Origin of the sequence: Kerstersia similis, from assembly GCF_965139615.1 — a bacterium.
Taxonomy (GTDB): domain Bacteria; phylum Pseudomonadota; class Gammaproteobacteria; order Burkholderiales; family Burkholderiaceae_B; genus Kerstersia; species Kerstersia similis.
Genome location: NZ_CBCSIQ010000019.1, coordinates 15,963 through 32,794, shown reverse-complemented (window position 1 = coordinate 32,794; position 16,832 = coordinate 15,963). Strand labels below are relative to the sequence as shown.

General features: G+C 64.4%; 17 protein-coding genes. 11 read left to right on the top strand and 6 right to left on the bottom strand.

Going from position 1 to position 16,832, the window contains the following annotated elements:
• The first annotated feature begins 188 nt into the window (after positions 1-188).
• Positions 189-998 carry an IclR family transcriptional regulator gene (locus ACNA1V_RS12280; RefSeq protein ID WP_415833896.1) on the top strand — a complete coding sequence of 270 codons (810 nt, stop codon included), beginning with the start codon at positions 189-191 and terminating at the stop codon, positions 996-998.
• 57 nt (positions 999-1,055) lie between these two features.
• Here ACNA1V_RS12280 and ACNA1V_RS12275 read toward each other — a convergent pair whose 3' ends face one another.
• The gene (locus tag ACNA1V_RS12275; protein WP_415833895.1) at positions 1,056-1,985 is read right to left on the bottom strand and encodes a helix-turn-helix domain-containing protein; all 930 of its coding nucleotides are present in this window, start codon (positions 1,983-1,985) and stop codon (positions 1,056-1,058) included.
• A gap of 257 nt (positions 1,986-2,242) precedes the next feature.
• On the opposite strand from ACNA1V_RS12275, the gene ACNA1V_RS12270 reads away from it, so the two are divergent.
• The 8 genes from ACNA1V_RS12270 (at position 2,243) to ACNA1V_RS12235 (ending at position 9,777) form a co-directional block, all read left to right on the top strand.
• Positions 2,243-3,088 carry an SDR family NAD(P)-dependent oxidoreductase gene (locus ACNA1V_RS12270; protein ID WP_415833894.1) on the top strand — a complete coding sequence of 282 codons (846 nt, stop codon included), beginning with the start codon at positions 2,243-2,245 and terminating at the stop codon, positions 3,086-3,088.
• A gap of 66 nt (positions 3,089-3,154) precedes the next feature.
• Complete coding sequence (locus ACNA1V_RS12265; RefSeq protein WP_415833893.1) at positions 3,155-4,903, top strand: FAD-dependent oxidoreductase; 1,749 nt, start codon at positions 3,155-3,157, stop codon at positions 4,901-4,903.
• The gene (locus ACNA1V_RS12260; RefSeq protein ID WP_415833892.1) at positions 4,885-5,229 is read left to right on the top strand and encodes an NIPSNAP family protein; all 345 of its coding nucleotides are present in this window, start codon (positions 4,885-4,887) and stop codon (positions 5,227-5,229) included. Before ACNA1V_RS12265 ends, ACNA1V_RS12260 begins: the two co-directional genes overlap by 19 nt.
• Positions 5,230-5,284: 55 nt before the next feature.
• Positions 5,285-6,136: a branched-chain amino acid ABC transporter permease gene (locus ACNA1V_RS12255; RefSeq protein WP_415833891.1), complete on the top strand. Its 852-nt coding sequence runs from the start codon at positions 5,285-5,287 to the stop codon at positions 6,134-6,136.
• The gene (locus ACNA1V_RS12250) at positions 6,133-7,134 is read left to right on the top strand and encodes a branched-chain amino acid ABC transporter permease (protein ID WP_415833890.1); all 1,002 of its coding nucleotides are present in this window, start codon (positions 6,133-6,135) and stop codon (positions 7,132-7,134) included. The genes ACNA1V_RS12255 and ACNA1V_RS12250 overlap by 4 nt, the downstream gene beginning before the upstream one ends.
• Before the next feature lie 9 nt (positions 7,135-7,143).
• On the top strand, positions 7,144-7,863 hold the full coding sequence (locus tag ACNA1V_RS12245) for an ABC transporter ATP-binding protein (RefSeq protein ID WP_415833889.1): 720 nt from the start codon (positions 7,144-7,146) through the stop codon (positions 7,861-7,863).
• Positions 7,860-8,558: an ABC transporter ATP-binding protein gene (locus tag ACNA1V_RS12240; protein WP_415833888.1), complete on the top strand. Its 699-nt coding sequence runs from the start codon at positions 7,860-7,862 to the stop codon at positions 8,556-8,558. The genes ACNA1V_RS12245 and ACNA1V_RS12240 overlap by 4 nt, the downstream gene beginning before the upstream one ends.
• A gap of 31 nt (positions 8,559-8,589) precedes the next feature.
• Positions 8,590-9,777, top strand: a complete 1,188-nt coding sequence (locus ACNA1V_RS12235) for an ABC transporter substrate-binding protein (RefSeq protein ID WP_415833887.1) — start codon at positions 8,590-8,592, stop codon at positions 9,775-9,777.
• Between the two features lie 42 nt (positions 9,778-9,819).
• On the opposite strand, the gene ACNA1V_RS12230 is transcribed toward ACNA1V_RS12235, so the two are convergent.
• Entirely contained in the window at positions 9,820-10,164 is a 345-nt protein-coding gene (locus ACNA1V_RS12230; RefSeq protein WP_415833886.1) for a zinc ribbon domain-containing protein YjdM, read from the bottom strand.
• 79 nt (positions 10,165-10,243) lie between these two features.
• The gene (locus tag ACNA1V_RS12225) at positions 10,244-11,062 is read right to left on the bottom strand and encodes a BUD32 family EKC/KEOPS complex subunit (RefSeq protein WP_415833885.1); all 819 of its coding nucleotides are present in this window, start codon (positions 11,060-11,062) and stop codon (positions 10,244-10,246) included.
• 195 nt (positions 11,063-11,257) lie between these two features.
• On the opposite strand from ACNA1V_RS12225, the gene ACNA1V_RS12220 reads away from it, so the two are divergent.
• Positions 11,258-11,929 carry a response regulator transcription factor gene (locus ACNA1V_RS12220; protein WP_415833938.1) on the top strand — a complete coding sequence of 224 codons (672 nt, stop codon included), beginning with the start codon at positions 11,258-11,260 and terminating at the stop codon, positions 11,927-11,929.
• Positions 11,926-13,224: a sensor histidine kinase gene (locus tag ACNA1V_RS12215; RefSeq protein ID WP_415833884.1), complete on the top strand. Its 1,299-nt coding sequence runs from the start codon at positions 11,926-11,928 to the stop codon at positions 13,222-13,224. The genes ACNA1V_RS12220 and ACNA1V_RS12215 overlap by 4 nt, the downstream gene beginning before the upstream one ends.
• Before the next feature lie 240 nt (positions 13,225-13,464).
• On the opposite strand, the gene ftsZ is transcribed toward ACNA1V_RS12215, so the two are convergent.
• From ftsZ to ACNA1V_RS12200, 3 genes are all read right to left on the bottom strand, one after another.
• Complete coding sequence (gene ftsZ / locus ACNA1V_RS12210; protein WP_415833883.1) at positions 13,465-14,652, bottom strand: cell division protein FtsZ; 1,188 nt, start codon at positions 14,650-14,652, stop codon at positions 13,465-13,467.
• Positions 14,653-14,778: 126 nt separating this feature from the next.
• On the bottom strand, positions 14,779-16,005 hold the full coding sequence (ftsA, locus tag ACNA1V_RS12205) for a cell division protein FtsA (protein ID WP_415833882.1): 1,227 nt from the start codon (positions 16,003-16,005) through the stop codon (positions 14,779-14,781).
• A gap of 4 nt (positions 16,006-16,009) precedes the next feature.
• A complete protein-coding gene (locus ACNA1V_RS12200; protein ID WP_415833881.1) occupies positions 16,010-16,813 on the bottom strand; it encodes a cell division protein FtsQ/DivIB in 804 nt (267 codons plus the stop codon).
• Positions 16,814-16,832: the final 19 nt, after the last annotated feature.

The window sequence follows — 16,832 nt, the reverse complement described above, 5'->3', positions numbered from 1 at the left end:
CGTTTTACAGGTGATTTGCGCTGTCGCGTCCGGATTCTGCAACGGTGCAGCATTCGCGCTTCTGGCGCAGACAAGCTACGATTAGAACTATTCATGCATTCATCCGGATATAACGGTGATGGATCCGTCCATACCGTTGGTTCTGTTGCAATAACTATTCAAACCGCACTGACTACACCTGTTCACCTATGGCCGGCCCAGCTTCCCGCACCCTTCACGTACTCGAATACCTGACCAGCCATCCGGAAGGACTGCCGCTGGCGACCATCGCCGATACCCTGCAGATTCCCCGCAGCGCTGCCCACCGCCTGCTCGCCGAGCTGTCTGATTGCGGTTATGTGCGCCAGGTGCGCGCCCACGGCGATTACGTCCTGACCACCAAGCTGGCCTCGCTGGGCATGAGTTTTCTGTCCAATACCGGCGTCCAGGATATCGCCCAGCCCATTCTCGACCGCCTGGCCGAGCTATCCGGAGAATTCGTGCGCCTGGGCGTCATCGACGGCGAAAACATCGCCTGGCTGGCACGGGCCCAAGGCGCGCGCACCGGCCTGCGCTATGACCCGGAAATGGGCATGGAGGCCCGGCTGTCCTGTTCCGCATCCGGCCACGCCTGGCTGCTGACGCTGCCCGATGAACGCGCCATCGAAATGGTGGCGCGCCAGGGCTTTGGCAAGCGCGAGGATTACGGCCCCAATGCCCCGCAGACCGTGCATGAACTGCTGGCCTGCCTGGATACCGCACGCAAGCGCGGCTTCAGCATGACGACCGACACCTTCATGGCCGGCATGGCTGCCATGGCTGCCCCGATCCGCCGCGCCAACCAGCCCGCTACCGGCACCATCAGCATCGCCGGCCCGGCCTCCCGCATGACGGCCGAGCGCATGCAGGAACTGGGCCCGGCACTGCTGGAAGCCGCCGCGGAAATGGCGGCATCCGGCGGCGTTTCCATGCTGGCCGGCAGCGCCAACCGCCAGGCCGGCCATCCCGTCCTGAACTGAGCCCGGCGTACGCCTTACACATCCTGCGTCCGGCCACCTGCAAGCCGGACGCATCGGTCACGCCTGTCCGGCGCTTGGCGGCAACGCCGCTTCGCGCATCTGGCTCAAGGCCTGCCTTCTGAATGCCGTGGGGCTGCTGCCCGTATGCTTGCGGAAGAAACGCCCGAAATAGGCCTCATCCTGAAAACCCAGCGCGGTGGCGATCTGCTTGACGCTGCCCATGGTATAGACCAGGTTGCGCTTGGCTTCATGCAGCAGCCGCGCCTGGATCACCGCCAGCGCGGACATGCCCAGGGCTTCGCGGCAAATGCGCGTCAGTTGCCCGACCGTCAGCCCCAGTTCATTGGCGTAATCCGCCAATGGCCGATGGCGCTTGAACCAGGTTTCAACCAGCGCCCGGAAACGCTCCAGATGCGCCGCCTTGCGCGGCGAAAACGATTCGGCCGCGGCGACCGGCGCCTGGGTGATGCGCGCGATCTGCACCAGCAATGCCGTCAATAACGACAGGCTGGCCGCACGCTGGCCCAACGCCGGCACACGCCACTCGCGCTGGATCGCCAGAATCAGCGGCATCAGGGCATCCGCATGCGGCGTATCGCGCGGGAAGTTCATCACCAGCGGGGTATGCAGTACCTCGCGCAGCTCCGGCATCAGTATCTGCGCCAGAGACTCCAGCGGCCCTTGCGCAGCGGTAATCACTGCGCCGTCCACCGGCGGCTTCCAGTGGAATCCATGCACGATCCGTGCGGGTGCAACAATCAGGCACGGCGCCTGCGCCTGCCAGCGCTTTTCATCCAGCAGCACCTCCCCGCCGCCGCTAGTCACCAGCAGTATCTGCACACTGCCATCATGCAAATGCGGCTGAATTTCCCAGTTGTACAGGCCGGATCGCTGGGGAATCCATTCAAAATCAAAGAGCGTGTCCCAGACCTCGGGGGCCTGGTCACCATATAGTGCGTAGTTCGGAATGGATCGCTGCAATCCCATGGGTTGACTCCCTGACATGCACGAAATATCCATTTCAGCGCCGGAATCGTCACTAGGTGATATCCCTAGACGCTGCCCAAATGCACGATTCGTCCTGTTCTTTGCAGGAATCGCAACCCCGCTGCCTGGCCACTCCCACCACAATCCGCCTCATCTACCCACGGTGCTGCGACCGCAAGCGCGCCAGCCTCGCCGGCCGATTCTGGCATGCGCCACCGTAGGTACGTCTTTTCCGTCTTTTCCTGCCAGGAGTGCCCATGGTTTCCCCCCATTTCCCTCACGCCGAAGAACACTGGCTGTTGCTGCAAGACCGCGTGGCCGTCGTCACCGGCGCAGCCAGCGGCATCGGCGCCGCCATTGCCGCCAGCCTGGCCCAGGCCGGCGCCCGCGTTGCGCTGCTGGACCGCGACGCCCCGGCCGCCCAGCGCCTGGCCGACAGCCTGAGCCTGCATGGCGCGCATGCCATGGCGGTGGCCTGCGATACCGCCAGCGAAACCGCCACCCGTGATGCGGCGCAGCATGTTCAGGCCAACCTCGGCGCCGCCGACATCCTGGTGAACAACGCCGGCCTGTTGCACTCGGCCGCGCTGGATGAGGTCAGCCTGGATGCCTGGAACCATACCCTCGCCGTCAACCTCACCGGCTACCTGCTTTGCGCACGCGCCTTCGCGCCCCAGCTGCGCAGCCGCAACGAAGGCAGCATCGTCAACATCGCCTCGATTGCGGCGCGTTTCCCCCAAACCCGCAGCGGCGCCTATAGCGCCAGCAAGGCCGGCATTCTGCTGCTGTCGCGCCAACTGGCGGCGGAGTGGGGCCAATCCGGCATCCGCAGCAATGCCATTTGCCCCGGCATGATCCGCACGCCATTGTCCGCCGCCTTCTATGCCCAGCCGGGTGTGGAAGCCGCTCGCGCCGCCATGACCGCCAGCCGCCGCGTGGGCGAACCCGAGGATATCGCCAATGCGGTGCTGTTTCTTGCCAGCCCCCGGTCCGCTTATGTCAACGGCGCGGAACTGATGGTCGATGGCGGAATGTCCTCGATGCTGATGGACATGGTGCCACGCCCCGGCTTCAACCGCGACGCCGCCACACAGGCCGCCTGAGCGCCACTGCCCCCCAATCACGAATGCGTGGCCCCTCAAGGCAGCCGTCACGCCAGGAGAATTTTCATGAATCCAGCCCAACAGGCATCCCGCATCCACTGCGACCTGCTGGTGATAGGCGCAGGCGCGGGCGGCATGTCCACGGCCATCGTTGCCAGCAAGCATGGCCTGAATGTCGTCATCGTGGAAAAAGCACCCGTTTTTGGCGGTACCACGGCTTTCTCCGGCGGCGTGCTCTGGATTCCCGGCAACCGCATTTCGCGCGATGCCGGCGTCCAGGATAGCCGCGCCGCGGCAGAAACCTATATGCGCCACGAAATCGGCCCGCATTTCGATGCGGCCGCCGTGAAGGCCTTTCTCGACAACGGCCCGGACATGGTGGATTTCTTCAGCAGGGAAACGTCGGTGCGTTTTATCCCGACGCTATATCCCGATTACCACCCCACCGCCCCCGGCGGGGTGGATGTGGGCCGCTCCATTCTTGCCGCGCCCTTCGATATCCGTGAACTGGGTCAGGACATGGCACGCCTGCGTCCGCCGCTGGAAACCATCACTTTCATGGGGATGATGTTCAACTCATCGAATGCCGACCTGAAGCATTTCTTCCGTGCCACCAAATCCCTGAGCTCCTTCAGCTATGTCGCGCGCCGGCTGGCCCGCCACATGGCCGAACTGTTGCGTTACCGGCGCGGCATCCAGGTCACCAGCGGCAACGCGCTGGCGGCGCGGCTGGCCAAAAGCGCGCTGGATCAAGGCATTCCGATTCATACCTCCACCCCCGTGCGTGAACTGCTGCGCGATGGCGAACGCATCACCGGCGCGCTCGCCGACGGGCCTGGCGGCCCCTTGCGCATCGAGGCCAGCCTGGGCGTGGTACTCGCCTGCGGCGGTTTTCCGCATGATCAGGAACGGCTCCGGCAAGCCTTTCCGCACGTTCGGCGCGGCGGCACGCATCTTTCGCCCGGACCGCAAGACAATACCGGCGACGGCGGCCGCCTGGCGGAACAGGCGGGCGGCGCCATGGACATCCGTTTCCCGGCCCCGGCGGCCTGGATGCCGGTATCGCGGGTGCCCCTGGGCAAGGGGCGCTACGGCGTGTTCCCGCACCTGCTGGATCGCTACAAACCCGGCATCATCGGCGTGACACGCGCAGGCCAACGCTTCACCAATGAATCCGAGTCCTATCACGATGTTGGCGCTGCCATGCTGGAAGCGTGCCGGGAAAACAGCGAAACCGAGATGTGGCTGGTCTGCGATAAAAACGCCATCGCCAAGTACGGCCTGGGCTATGCCAAACCGGCCCCCTTGCCGCTGGGGCCGCATCTGCGCAACGGCTACCTGGCGAGCGGCAAAACCCTGGCGGAGCTGGCGCGCAATGCCGGCATTGACGCCGCCGGCCTGGAAGCCACGGTACGGGAATACAACCAGGGCGCCATCCACGGCGAAGACCGGCAATTTGGCCGCGGCAGCACCAGCTTCAACCGCTATCTGGCCGATCCCGACCACCACCCCAACCCTTGCGTCGCCCCCATCCAGGACGGCCCCTTCTATGCCCTGCGCATTCTCATGGGGGATCTCGGCACCTTTGATGGCATCCGCACCACCGTCACCGGCGAAGTGCTCCGGCCGGACAACAGCCTCATCCCCGGCCTGTATGCCGTCGGCAACGACCGCGCCAGCATCATGGGCGGCACCTATCCCGGCGCAGGCATCACGCTGGGCCCCATCCTGACCTTCGGCTACATCACGGGCCGCCATATCGCCCAACAGGCCCAAACCCCCACACGGAGCCAGCCATGCACCGCAAACCCCTGATCGACCATCGCATCTACACCATTGCGCCGCGCAAGATGGCGGAATTCCTGGACGTCTTCGACCGCCTTGCCATGCCTGTGCTCAAACGCACGCTGGGCGAGCCCATCGGTTTTTACACCAGCCATGTCGGCCCACTGAACCAGCTCGTGCACCTCTGGGCGTATGACGACCTGACCGACTATGAACGCCGCAGTCTGGCGCGCGACAGCGACCCCGAATTCCCGGCCTACCTGCAGGCGTCCGGCCATCTCATCGTGGCCCAGGAAAACCGGCTGCTGCGCCGCGCCGAACTGCCGTCCTGCCGGACGGCGCACGGCGCCGGCTGAGTCTGTCGCCCCTCCCCCTTCCGCAACCAATACAAACCAAAAGGAGACTTTGCGGATGACAAGCATCAATATTTTCAACGGACTGGTCTATGGCGCTCTGCTGATCGTCATGTCCTCCGGCCTGGCCCTGATCTACGGGCTGAGACGGGTCGTGAACTTCGCCCATGGCTCGCTCTACATGCTGGGCGCCTATCTTGGCTACAGCATCGCCAATCAGGGCGGTTTCTGGGTTGCGCTGGTCGCCGTTCCGCTCATCATGCTGGGCCTGGGCGCACTGCTCGACCGCTATTGCTTCCGCCTGCTGCAAGACCGCAACCCGCTCACCGTCGTCCTGGTGACTTTCGGCCTGCTGCTGATTCTGGAAGACCTGGTGCAGACCATTTGGGGCCGCAGCAATCTCTCGCTGGCTGCCCCTGCACTGCTGAATACCTCGGTCAATCTGTTCGGCACGCCCGTACCGGCCTACCGCATCGCCGTGCTGGCCGTCGGCCTGGCCGTGGCGCTGGGACTGGCAGCCTGGCTACGCTTCTCACGCATCGGCCTTTATGTGCGCGCCGCCAGCACCGACCCGACCACCACCGCCATGCAGGGCGTCAACACCGACCGCCTCAGCGCGCTGGTCGTCGGCCTGGGCACGGCGCTGGCCGGGCTGGCAGGCGTCGTGGCCGCGCCCTTCCTGTCGCTCTCGCCAACGATGAACAGCGATGTCCTGATCGACTCCTTCGTGGTCGTGGTGGTCGGCGGGCTGGGCAGCCTGTCGGGCGCCTTCATTGCCGCCCTGGCGCTGGGGCAGATCCAGGCGCTGGGCGCCATCTACCTGCCCGGGCTGGCCGCCGTGCTGCCCTTCATCCTGATGATTGCCGTACTGCTCTGGAGGCCCGCCGGTTTGGCCGGGAACCGCACATGACAAGCATGACGCCCCCCCCTACCCTCAAACCCCGCTCGCTCACGCCGGCCACGCTGCTGCTGCGCACGGCAGCCGCACTGGCCGCCGGCCTGCTGGTCGCGACCCAGGCCCAGTCCGCGATGCTGCTATCGCTGCTGACGCAGGCCACCATCTTTGCCATCTTCGCGCTCGGCGTCGGCCTGCTGCTGCGCCAGAACGGCATGGTCAGCTTCGGCCATGCCGCCTTCTACGGACTGGCAGGTTACGTCGCCGCCATCCTGATGCAACAGCACGGCCTGTCGGCCGAGGCCGTCCTCTTTCTGACCCTGCTCATCATGGCGCTGTTCTCCTGCCTGATCGGGCTGGTCATCGTGCGCGTGCCCGGCATCGCCTTCGGCATGCTGACACTGGCCGTGGGACAGATGTTCTTCCAGCTGGCATCCACCTCGCGGTCGCTGACCGGCGGCGCGGACGGCATGTACCTGGACTGGCCCGCCCGCCTGTTCGGGGTTCCCATCGGCCTCATCCAGCGCCAGGATGTGCTGTTCGGCATCAGCTGGACCCTGCTGGTGCTGTGCATCGCCGGGCTGGCCGCGCTGCTTTCCACCCGCTTTGGACGCGTGACCGAAGCCATACGCGACAACGAAGAACGGGCGCGTTTCATCGGCATACGCACCCTGATGCCGCGTGTCGCCATCTTCGCGCTATCGGCGCTGGTCACCAGCCTGGCGGGCTTGCTGTCCGTGCTGAACACCGGCTTCATTTCACCGGAAAGCCTGCACTGGAGCGTCTCTGGCGCCGCGCTGATGATGGTCATCATCGGCGGTTTCCGCACGCTTTGGGGGCCGGCGCTGGGCGCCGTCGTGTTCTTCCTGGCGCGCGACCTGATCGGCGATTACGCCCAGCACTGGCTCGCCATTTTCGGCACCGCGCTCATCCTCATCATTGTGTTTTCGCCGGAGGGCATAGGCGGTGCGCTGCAACGCCTGTTCCAACGCCGCCGCCCGCAACGTACCTGAGGTCCCGCCATGCAACAGAACATTCTTGAAGTCCGCGACATCGCCGTGCACTACGGCGGCGTCAAGGCGGTGGACGGCGTGAACTTCGCTGTCACGCGCGGCGAAATACACGGCCTGATCGGCCCGAACGGCGCCGGCAAATCCACGGTCATCGACGCCATGACCGGCAGGCGCCGGCCCACGCGCGGACAAGTCCTGCTCAATGGCCAGGACGTCACTGCGCTGGGCGTCATCGAACGCCGCCAGCTCGGCCTGGCACGCTCGTTCCAGCGCACCAGCATCTTTCCCGAGATGCGCGTTTATGACCAGATCGAACTGGCTGCCTATAAGGTCGGTGCCAGGCATCCCGAAGCCAACACCGCAGAAGTGCTGCACCAGCTGGAACTGAGCCGCATGGCGCATCTCACTGCCGCAGAGCTGGGCTATGGCGAACAGCGCAGGCTGGACCTGGCGCTCGCGCTCGTCGGCCAGCCTTCCTTGCTGCTGCTGGACGAACCCATGGCGGGCCTCTCGGCCCAGGAATCCGAAGACCTGGCGCGCCACCTGCAAACACTCGCGCAGCAATGGTCGGTCTCCGTGCTGCTGGTCGAACACGATATGGACATCGTGTTCGGCATCAGCCATACCGTCACCGTGTTCGAACTTGGCCGGGTCATCGCCAGCGGCGAACCCGCAGCCGTCCGCGCGCACCCCCGCGTGCGCGAAGCCTATCTCGGGAGCGCAGCATGAGTACCGTTTTGCAAGTCAGGGATCTGCAGGCCTACTACGGTGCAGCCCATATCCTGCACGGCCTGTCCCTGGACATCCAGGCAGGCGAACGCGTCGCGCTGATTGGCCGCAACGGCGTGGGTAAAACCACACTGGTCAATGCCCTGCTGGGGCTGGCCAGCGTACGCGGCGGCAGCATGCGCATCGGTGGCAAAACCATCACCAGGCCACGCCCCTACATGGCAACCCGGCAAGGGCTGGCCGTCGTGCCGCAAGGCCGGCGCATCGTCGCCAATCTCAGCGTTGAAGAAAACCTGTTGCTGGGCGCCGCCTGCGGCCGTGCAGGCCACTGGAGCGTGCCGCGCATCTATGAGCTGTTCCCGATTCTGCACGAGCGTGCCCATACGCCAGGGACTGCGCTGTCCGGCGGGCAGCAGCAAATGCTGGCCATCGGCCGGGCGCTGATGGCCAACCCGACCCTGGTGATCCTGGATGAACCCACCGAAGGCCTGGCACCCGTGATCGTCGATCAGCTGGCAGATATTTTCAATCTGGTGGCCAATCAGGGCACTGCCTTGCTGCTCATCGAACAGAACCTCAGCCTGGTGGCGCGCGTGGCCCGCCGCTACTACGCCATGGCCAAAGGCGCCATGACCGGCACCGGGCCGATCGACGACAACAGTTTGCGCGAATTGCGCGAGCACGTAGTGGCCTGATTCCAGGCCGACAATAACCCAGGAGACAAACATGAACCCTCAACGATTCCTGCCGCGCAGCCTGCTCGGCCTGGCCCTGGCCGCCATCCTGCCCCTGGCTGGCGCCGCCGACAAAGACCCCGTGCGCATCGGCACCGTCACCTCCGTGTCCGGCGTATTCTCGCAGCAAGGCGAAGAAGTCCAGCGCGCCGTGCAATTCGCCGTGGAACAGGCCAACCGCAAAGGCGGCATCGACGGACGCACCGTGGAACTGAAAATCGCGGATGACGAAAGCACGCCGGACGCAGGCCGGCGGGCCGCAGAGAAACTGGCACGCGACGGCCACAACCTGCTCGTGGCCCCCATTGCGTCCTCCATCACCCTGGCCGTCGGCCAGGGGCTGGAACGCTGGGATGCCATGCAGGTCGTGCATCTGTCCAAGGCCGACCGCATCACCGGCGACTCATGCAAACCGCGCATGTTCCGCAGCAGCCACTCCGACAGCATGGACCTGGCGATGTTCGATGAATGGCTGAAGGAAGTGCCGGAAAAGAAATTCGCCGTTGTCGGTGCCGACTATGTATGGGGCCGGGACTCCGCCGAACACTTTGAACAATCCGCCGCCAAGCTGGGCAAGGAAGTCGCGCTCAGCGTCTTTCCGCCGGTAGGCACCAAAGACTTCGCCCCCTATATCGCGCAAATCAAGGCGCAACCGGATATCGACGGCATCTGGGTGGCGCTGGTCGGGCGCGACCTGATCGCCTTCGCCAAGCAGGCACACGAATTCGGCCTTACCGACAAACGCATCATCGGCCATGCCTACATCATGAACTTCGTCGTCAACGCCACGGGGGATGCCACCCAGGGCGTCTGGGGCAACATCGGCTACAGCCCTGACATCGACACGGCCAAAAACCACGAATTCGTCAAAGAATTCCAGGAAAAGTACGGCCGCACCCCCACTGACAACGAAGGCCAGGCCTACAACGCCGTGCAGACCATTTTCGAGGGTGTGAAGCTGGCGGGCAGCACCAAACCCGGCGATGTTTCCCAGGCCCTGCGCGGTGCCACCTACGAGACCATCTATGGCCCGGCCACCATGCGTGCCGACGATAACCAGCTGATACTGCCGACCTACATCGGCCAGGTGGAGGTCGTGGACGGCAAGCTGCGACCCGTCGTCAAACAGGCCTTCGGCCCCGGCATCGTGCCGGCACCGACCGGCGAGTGCAAAATGTAAGGCAGACTGCGGCCGGTGCCAGCTCGGCACCGGCCATGGCCATCAGACTTTCTTCACGAATTCCGATTTGAGCTGCATATTGCCGATGCCATCGAGCTTGCAGTCGATATCGTGATCCCCATCGACCAGGCGGATGTTGCGCGCCTTGGTGCCCATCTTCACCACCTGCGATGAGCCTTTGATCTTCAGATCCTTGATCACGCTCACGGTATCGCCATCCTGCAGCACATTGCCGACAGCATCCTTGACGACACGCGCCTGCTCCGCTTCCTGCGCCGGGGATGCGCCCGCCGTCCATTCATGGGCGCACTCCGGGCAGACCAGGAGGGCGCCATCGGCGTACACATATTCGGATTGGCACTGCGGACAGGGCGGCAAAGTTGTCATGATTCCATTTTCCTGTAAAAACGGGCAATTATAGGCAATCATCCCCCATCAAACAGAAAAACGCCAAACAGGCATCTGCTCAATTCAATACTGCCGCCCGCTCCTGGGTACACCACTCTTTGAGCACGGCGGCAAAACGCGCCACGCGCCGTATGTCCCGCTTCTCCCGCAGGCGGGCAGGCAGCACATTGGCCAGGCCGCGCACCGGCGCCAGCAGGCGGTTCAGGCGCAGCAAGGCGTCCTGATCCGCGCCTTGCGCGCCAGCACGCGAAAAATAACGCCGCATCAGGCGCTTGCCGGTGGGCCCGACTTCATCCGGCTCCAGGCGCCAAAGAATGTCCCCCAGCAACAGGAACAGGTCGTAGGCCGCCGCCAGGCCGTGCGACAGCGCGGCACCGAAACGCTCTTCGAAGTCGATACGGTAGAGCCGGCCATCACGCAGGGTCAGGTTGCGCAGTTGCGCCCCGCCATGCCAAAAACCCTGGCGATGAAACCCGGCCAGGTCGTCCACGGCGGCGTCATAGAGCTGGCCTGCCTTTGCCAGCGGCTGGTCACGCACGATTTCATCCAGGCTGCGCCCGACATGCTCCAGCACAATGAAACGCTCTTCATCCAGATACACCTCTGGCACGGCGCATCCGCCATGGGCCAGCGCACGCAGGCGCCCGGCCTCGAAATGGATATCCCCCTGGCGCAGGCGCGAGGGGCGCGCAAACTCACCAAAGGCCAGCAAACAGGCCAGCGCGCCGAATCCGGCACGGAACGACGCGCCAGGCTTGGCGCGCCAGGCTTTCATGACGTAATGGCGATCTGCCAGACGAAATATCTGCAGTTCAGCGGCTGCGCCGCGATAGACAGCCAACGCGGTCTGCCGCAACGCCGGTAATGGTTCAGGCATCCCGGGCCTCCACGGAAACTCCCCTACGACAGGCACCAGACCGATCGCGGCAGCGCCGCCGGCAGCCCGGAGCCCTCCGGTACACTTCCCATTCTGCTTAACGAGACGTCAAGAAAGCGTTAACACCGCCAGCAGGCCATCAGGGCCTCAGGTATAACGATGCTTGCCCCCAACCGCTTTCCGTCGCAGGCCGCCATGCGCATTCTGGTTATCGAAGACACCATTCCCATCCTGACCAATATCGTCGATTACCTGTCTGGCCTGGGCTACATCGTGGATTGCGCCGACGATGGCCAGACCGGCTACGACCGGCTGAGCCGCGATGAATTCGACCTGGTGGTGCTGGACCTGATGCTGCCCCGCATGGACGGCTACGAACTGTGCCGCCGCCTGCGCCATGAGTTGCGCAGCACCATTCCCGTCATCATGGTGACGGCCCGCGATGCGCTGGACGACCGCCTGGCCGGCTTCGACGCCGGGGCCGATGATTACCTCGTCAAGCCGTTCGCCCTGGCCGAACTGGGCGCACGCATCCGCGCGCTGTTGCAGCGCCGCCGCAGCGCCATGCCTGCCGTGCTGCGCGTCGGCGACCTCAGCCTGGATCAGGATACGCTGGCGCTGGAACGCGCCGGCACCGCCCTCAAGCTGCCGCCCGCCCCCCTGACACTGCTGCGCCTGCTGATGCTGCACAGCCCCGCCGTGGTACACCGGACCCGCCTGGAAGAAGCGCTCTGGCATGATTCCCCGCCGGACAGCGACGCGCTGCGCACCCATATCCACCATATCCGCCAGGTCATCGACAAGCCCTTCGATCACGCCCTGCTGCACACCGTGCATGGCATCGGCTACCAATTGCGTGCCCAATGAAAACACCGAAAATCCTGCGCGGGCAGCTGGCCCGCGGTCTGATCCTGCGTTTTCTTGCCCTCACTCTGGCTGTGGCCGGCATTCTGACCCTGCTGTCCGGCTGGGCCTTCAACCGCCTGGAAGCCATGTCGCACCGCATCGACATGGATCTGGCCATCGACCGCCTGCGCGACGACCTGGCCGATGGCGTGGCGCCGGGCTGGCCCAACCACTTCCTGTACGGCGCCCCCGGCAGCGCGACGTTTCCGGATGACCTGCGGCCCCTGCAGCCGGGTTTCCATATGGTCAGCCGCAATGGCCGCAACTGGCTGGTGATGGTTGAGGATATCGAGAACGAACGCTACATCCTGCTGCGCGACTACACCGACTTTCTGCAGTCGCAACGCATTTATGAAATCGCCGGGCTGCTCTGCCTGGCCGCCAGCCTGGTGCTGGCGCTGGCACTGGGCTATCTGGCGACCCGACGGGTCATACGCCCCATCGAGCGCCTGTCGCGCGATGTGCAGCGGCGCAGCGAACTGCCGCCCGGCACCCAATTGGCCACCCGCTACCCGGCCAATGAAATCGGCCAGCTTGCCACGGCCTTCGATGCCGCCTATAACGCCCTGGAGGAAGCCCTGCTGCGGGAACGCCTGTTTACCGCGGATGTCGGCCATGAGCTGCGCACCCCGCTGATGAGCGGCCTGAGCACCTGCGAACTGCTGGCGGCCGACCCGGCCTTGGACGACGCCACACGCACCCGCGTCGCCCGTATCGAAAGCGCCCTGCAGGACATGCAGCAGCGTGTGGACGTTTACCTCATGCTGGCCCGCGGGCGCCAGGATGGCGCCGCCTTCCCCCACGCCCCGCTGCATGAGCTGGCACTGGAGCAATGGCAGGCCTGGCTGCCCCAGGCCGAGCGGCGCGGCATCGAACTGCGCCTGGAAAGCGATGAAACCCCCACGGCAGGAGCACCGGGCTACGCCGTGCCGCTATTGCGCAGCCTCTTGTCCAATCTGATACGCAATGCCTTGCAATATGCCGGTAGCGGCGCCCAGGTGCGCATTGCCTATGGCAAGGACTGGCTGGCCGTCTGCGACGATGGCCCCGGCATTCCTCAGGATCGCCAGGAAGCGCTGTTTTCACCTTTTGTACGCGGCGACACCAGCGATGGCCGCCCCGAAGGCAATCTGGGCCTGGGCCTGTCCATGGTGCAACGCATCTGCCGCCACCAGGGCTGGCAGCTGCGCCCGCATTCCCGGCCGGGCCAAGGCACCCGGTTCGTGATCGAAATGCGGCCAGGCATGCGCGCCTGAATCGGGGCCGCCCTGCGCGAAAACAGGAAAAACTGCTTTTTAACCAATCACATAGCAAAAAAGCGAACACAAAAAGAAAAGGGCGGACGAAGCCCGGCAGACCGGCTCGCGTGGTAGAGGTGCACGCTCGCCGGCCCGCCCATGAAAGGCGCCGTCCGCCCTGCCCCCCGGCCGCCATTCAGGCGGCCAGGAGACGGGTTTACTGTGAGAGAGAGGGTCTAGCGGTCAGTATCTGCCTGCTCAATCCGCCTGCTTGCGCAGGAAGGCCGGAATGTCCAGGTGCTCCATACCGGCAGACTCCATCGCCCGCACCTGGGCAGTTGCCTGGCCACGCGGGTTGCGCATGACGGTCGGTACCTGCAGATCGTTGCCATAGCCGCCCATGGGCATCGCCGCACCGCCGATGAAATAATCATCGGTGCCGGTGCGCAGCGCCTCGGCAGGTTCCGGCACCAGCTGGGGGCCGCTTTGGGCCTGCTTGCCCAGCCCCGTGGCCACCACCGTCACACGCAGATCATCACCCATGGTTTCGTCATAGGCATTACCGAAGATCACGGTCGCGTCCTCGGCGGCGTAGCCGCGGATGATTTCCATGATTTCACGGGTTTCACGCATCTTCAGCGAACGGCTGGCGGTAATGTTCACCAGCACGCCACGAGCACCATGCAGATCCACACCTTCCAGCAGCGGGCAAGCAATGGCTTGCTCGGCGGCGACACGGGCGCGATCCGGGCCGCTGGCGACAGCGGTACCCATCATGGCCTGGCCCTGCTCGCCCATGATCGTTTTGACGTCCTCGAAGTCAACGTTCACGTTACCTTCGACGTTGATGATTTCGGCAATACCGGCGCAAGCATTGTGCAGCACGTCATCCGCGGCGCGGAAGCAGTCGTCCTGAGTGGCATCTTCGTCCATCAGGTCGTACAGGTTCTCGTTGAGCACCACAATCAGCGAATTGACGTGGCGCGACAGTTCGCGAATGCCTTCTTCGGCAGACTTCATACGGCGGCCGCCTTCGAAACCGAAAGGCTTGGTCACCACACCCACCGTCAGGATACCCAGTTCCTTGGCCACTTCCGCAACCACCGGCGCAGCGCCGGTACCGGTGCCACCGCCCATGCCGGCCGTGATGAACACCATGTGCGCGCCGTTGAGCGCAGCACGGATTTCTTCGCGGGCGGTTTCTGCGGCAGCGCGGCCTTGCTCGGGCTTGGCGCCGGCACCCAGGCCAGTACGGCCCAGGCGGATCTGCACCGGAGCCTGGCTCGTCACCAGCGCCTGCGCATCCGTGTTGGCGCTGATGAACTCCACGCCCTGCACATTGGAACGGATCATGTGGGCGATCGCATTGCCGCCCGCGCCCCCGACACCGACGACCTTAATCACGGTCCCGCTGGGGTTGGTATCCACAAGTTCAAAATTGATCATGACAAGACTCCCTCACAAGTCTAAAGAAAATAAGTAACTACCCTCTACAACATATGGATGGCGCGGCAACCGCACTGCGCCACGAACCTTCCGGCCATCCGCCACAACGGCGGCCGGCCCGAATCCTCAATGCATGAACCACTCGCGCATGCGCGCCAGCACCTGCTGGAAACTGCCGCGCTGCTGGGCTACCTTATGGCCGCGCAAGCGTTGCGTGCGTGCTTCGGCCAGCAGTCCCATCACGGTCGAGAAGCGCGGGTTGCGCATCACATCGGCCAGGCTGCCCTGATAATCGGGCACGGCGACGCGCACCGGCTTGAGGAACACATCCTCCGCCAGTTCCACCATGCCCGGCATCAGCGACGAACCGCCGGTCAGCACCACGCCGGACGCCAGCAAATCCTCGTAGCCGGATTCGCGCACCACGCGCTGCACCAGCGAAAACAGCTCTTCCACGCGCGGCTCGATCACGGCGCCCAGCGCCTGACGCTTGACCAGCCGCGAACCGCGATCGCCCAGACCGGGGACTTCCACGGTTTCGTCGGCCTCGGCCAGCACTTGCTTGGCCACGCCATAACGCAGCTTGATTTCTTCCGCATCCGGCGTCGGGGTGCGCAGCATGGCGGCGATATCGTTGGTGATCTGGTCACCTGCCACCGGCACCACTGCCGTGTGACGGATCGCGCCACCGGTGAAAATGGCGATGTCCGTCGTACCGCCGCCGATATCCACCAGCACCACGCCCAACTCCTTCTCATCCGGCGTCAGGCAGGCCAGGCTGGAGGCCAGCGGCTGCAGGATCAGGTCCTGCACTTCCAGGCCGCAGCGGCGCACGCACTTGATGATGTTCTGCGCCGCGCTGACCGCACCGGTGACGATATGCACACGCACTTCCAGGCGCAGACCGCTCATGCCGATCGGTTCGCGAATATCTTCCTGGCCATCGACAATGAACTCCTGCGTCAGCACATGCAGCACCTGCTGGTCGGTCGGAATATTGACGGCCTTGGCCGTTTCGATGACGCGCGCCACATCCGTCGCGGTCACTTCCTTGTCCTTGACCGCCACCATGCCGCTGGAATTGAAGCTGCGGATATGGCTGCCCGCGATGCCGGCGTAGATGTCGCGGATCTTGCAATCCGCCATCAGCTCGGCTTCCTCCAGCGCACGCTGGATGGAATTCACGGTCGTTTCGATATTCACGACCACGCCCTTGCGCATGCCGTGCGATTCGTGCTGCCCCAGGCCGAGCACTTCAAAGCCCCCTTGGGGCAGAATTTCGGCCACTACCGCCACCACTTTGCTGGTGCCGATATCCAGGGCAACGATGAGATCCTTGATGTCTCGGGTCATGGCTTCAATGTGTCTTACGAAGAGATTGATTAGGAAGTTCGGCCAGCGTCAGCGCAAACCCGTTGGGATAACGCAGATCGGCCTCTTTGACGGCACGGCCTTCAAGCCGTCGCACTACGTCAGGCCAGACCTGAACAAACTGCTGAATACGGGCTGCAAACGGCAACGCGCCCGGCAAACCGTGGGGATCGGGCGCATCCGCGCCAGGGTCACGGCCCAGGTTGAGCGTCATGCCATCGGATAGATCGACCATCCAGGCATAGCGCGGGCTCAGTTCGATACGGCGCACTTGCAGCGTCAAAGGCGCGAACCAGCGCGCCAGCTCTGCATAACGCTGCACCACCAGGCTTTCCGTGCCTTCCGGCCCCAGCAGACGCGGCAGTTCCTCGTCATCGGCCAGCTCGCCCAGATTGGCGGTGAACACTTCGCCCCAGGTATTGATCATCTGGTTTTCATTCCAGAAGGCCAAGGGCTGCTGCTCTTCGATGCTGACCTTGATGGTGCTGGGCCAGACGCGCTGCACGCTGGCGCGCCGCACCCATGGCGCCGATTCCAGCACCTGCCTGGCCTCATCCAGATCCAGCGTGAAGAAATTGCCGTGCAAACGCCCTGCAATCGCCGAACGCACGCCTTCCGGCGTCACATAGGCCAGGGGCTCCTCCTGCGATGCGGATTCCAGCTCGATGGCCGTCAGCGCAAACACCGGGCGCTGCACGAGCCACACCACCCCGGCGACCAGCAGCACGACGGCTGCCAGCACGGCCAGCGTGTTGGCGATCACATTGAGGAAACGGGCGTCATTCCACACGGATGGTTTTCCTGTTCAG

Coding starts and splice junctions, on each gene's coding strand:
- ACNA1V_RS12230 (WP_415833886.1), bottom strand. CDS start 10,164: ATGACAACTTTGCCGCCCTGTCCGCAGTGCCAATCCGAATATGTGTAC.
- ACNA1V_RS12275 (WP_415833895.1), bottom strand. CDS start 1,985: ATGGGATTGCAGCGATCCATTCCGAACTACGCACTATATGGTGACCAG.
- ACNA1V_RS12225 (WP_415833885.1), bottom strand. CDS start 11,062: ATGCCTGAACCATTACCGGCGTTGCGGCAGACCGCGTTGGCTGTCTAT.
- ACNA1V_RS12220 (WP_415833938.1), top strand. CDS start 11,258: ATGCGCATTCTGGTTATCGAAGACACCATTCCCATCCTGACCAATATC.
- ACNA1V_RS12265 (WP_415833893.1), top strand. CDS start 3,155: ATGAATCCAGCCCAACAGGCATCCCGCATCCACTGCGACCTGCTGGTG.
- ACNA1V_RS12215 (WP_415833884.1), top strand. CDS start 11,926: ATGAAAACACCGAAAATCCTGCGCGGGCAGCTGGCCCGCGGTCTGATC.
- ftsZ (WP_415833883.1), bottom strand. CDS start 14,652: ATGATCAATTTTGAACTTGTGGATACCAACCCCAGCGGGACCGTGATT.
- ACNA1V_RS12250 (WP_415833890.1), top strand. CDS start 6,133: ATGACAAGCATGACGCCCCCCCCTACCCTCAAACCCCGCTCGCTCACG.
- ACNA1V_RS12255 (WP_415833891.1), top strand. CDS start 5,285: ATGACAAGCATCAATATTTTCAACGGACTGGTCTATGGCGCTCTGCTG.
- ACNA1V_RS12240 (WP_415833888.1), top strand. CDS start 7,860: ATGAGTACCGTTTTGCAAGTCAGGGATCTGCAGGCCTACTACGGTGCA.
- ACNA1V_RS12270 (WP_415833894.1), top strand. CDS start 2,243: ATGGTTTCCCCCCATTTCCCTCACGCCGAAGAACACTGGCTGTTGCTG.
- ACNA1V_RS12280 (WP_415833896.1), top strand. CDS start 189: ATGGCCGGCCCAGCTTCCCGCACCCTTCACGTACTCGAATACCTGACC.
- ftsA (WP_415833882.1), bottom strand. CDS start 16,005: ATGACCCGAGACATCAAGGATCTCATCGTTGCCCTGGATATCGGCACC.
- ACNA1V_RS12245 (WP_415833889.1), top strand. CDS start 7,144: ATGCAACAGAACATTCTTGAAGTCCGCGACATCGCCGTGCACTACGGC.
- ACNA1V_RS12235 (WP_415833887.1), top strand. CDS start 8,590: ATGAACCCTCAACGATTCCTGCCGCGCAGCCTGCTCGGCCTGGCCCTG.
- ACNA1V_RS12260 (WP_415833892.1), top strand. CDS start 4,885: ATGCACCGCAAACCCCTGATCGACCATCGCATCTACACCATTGCGCCG.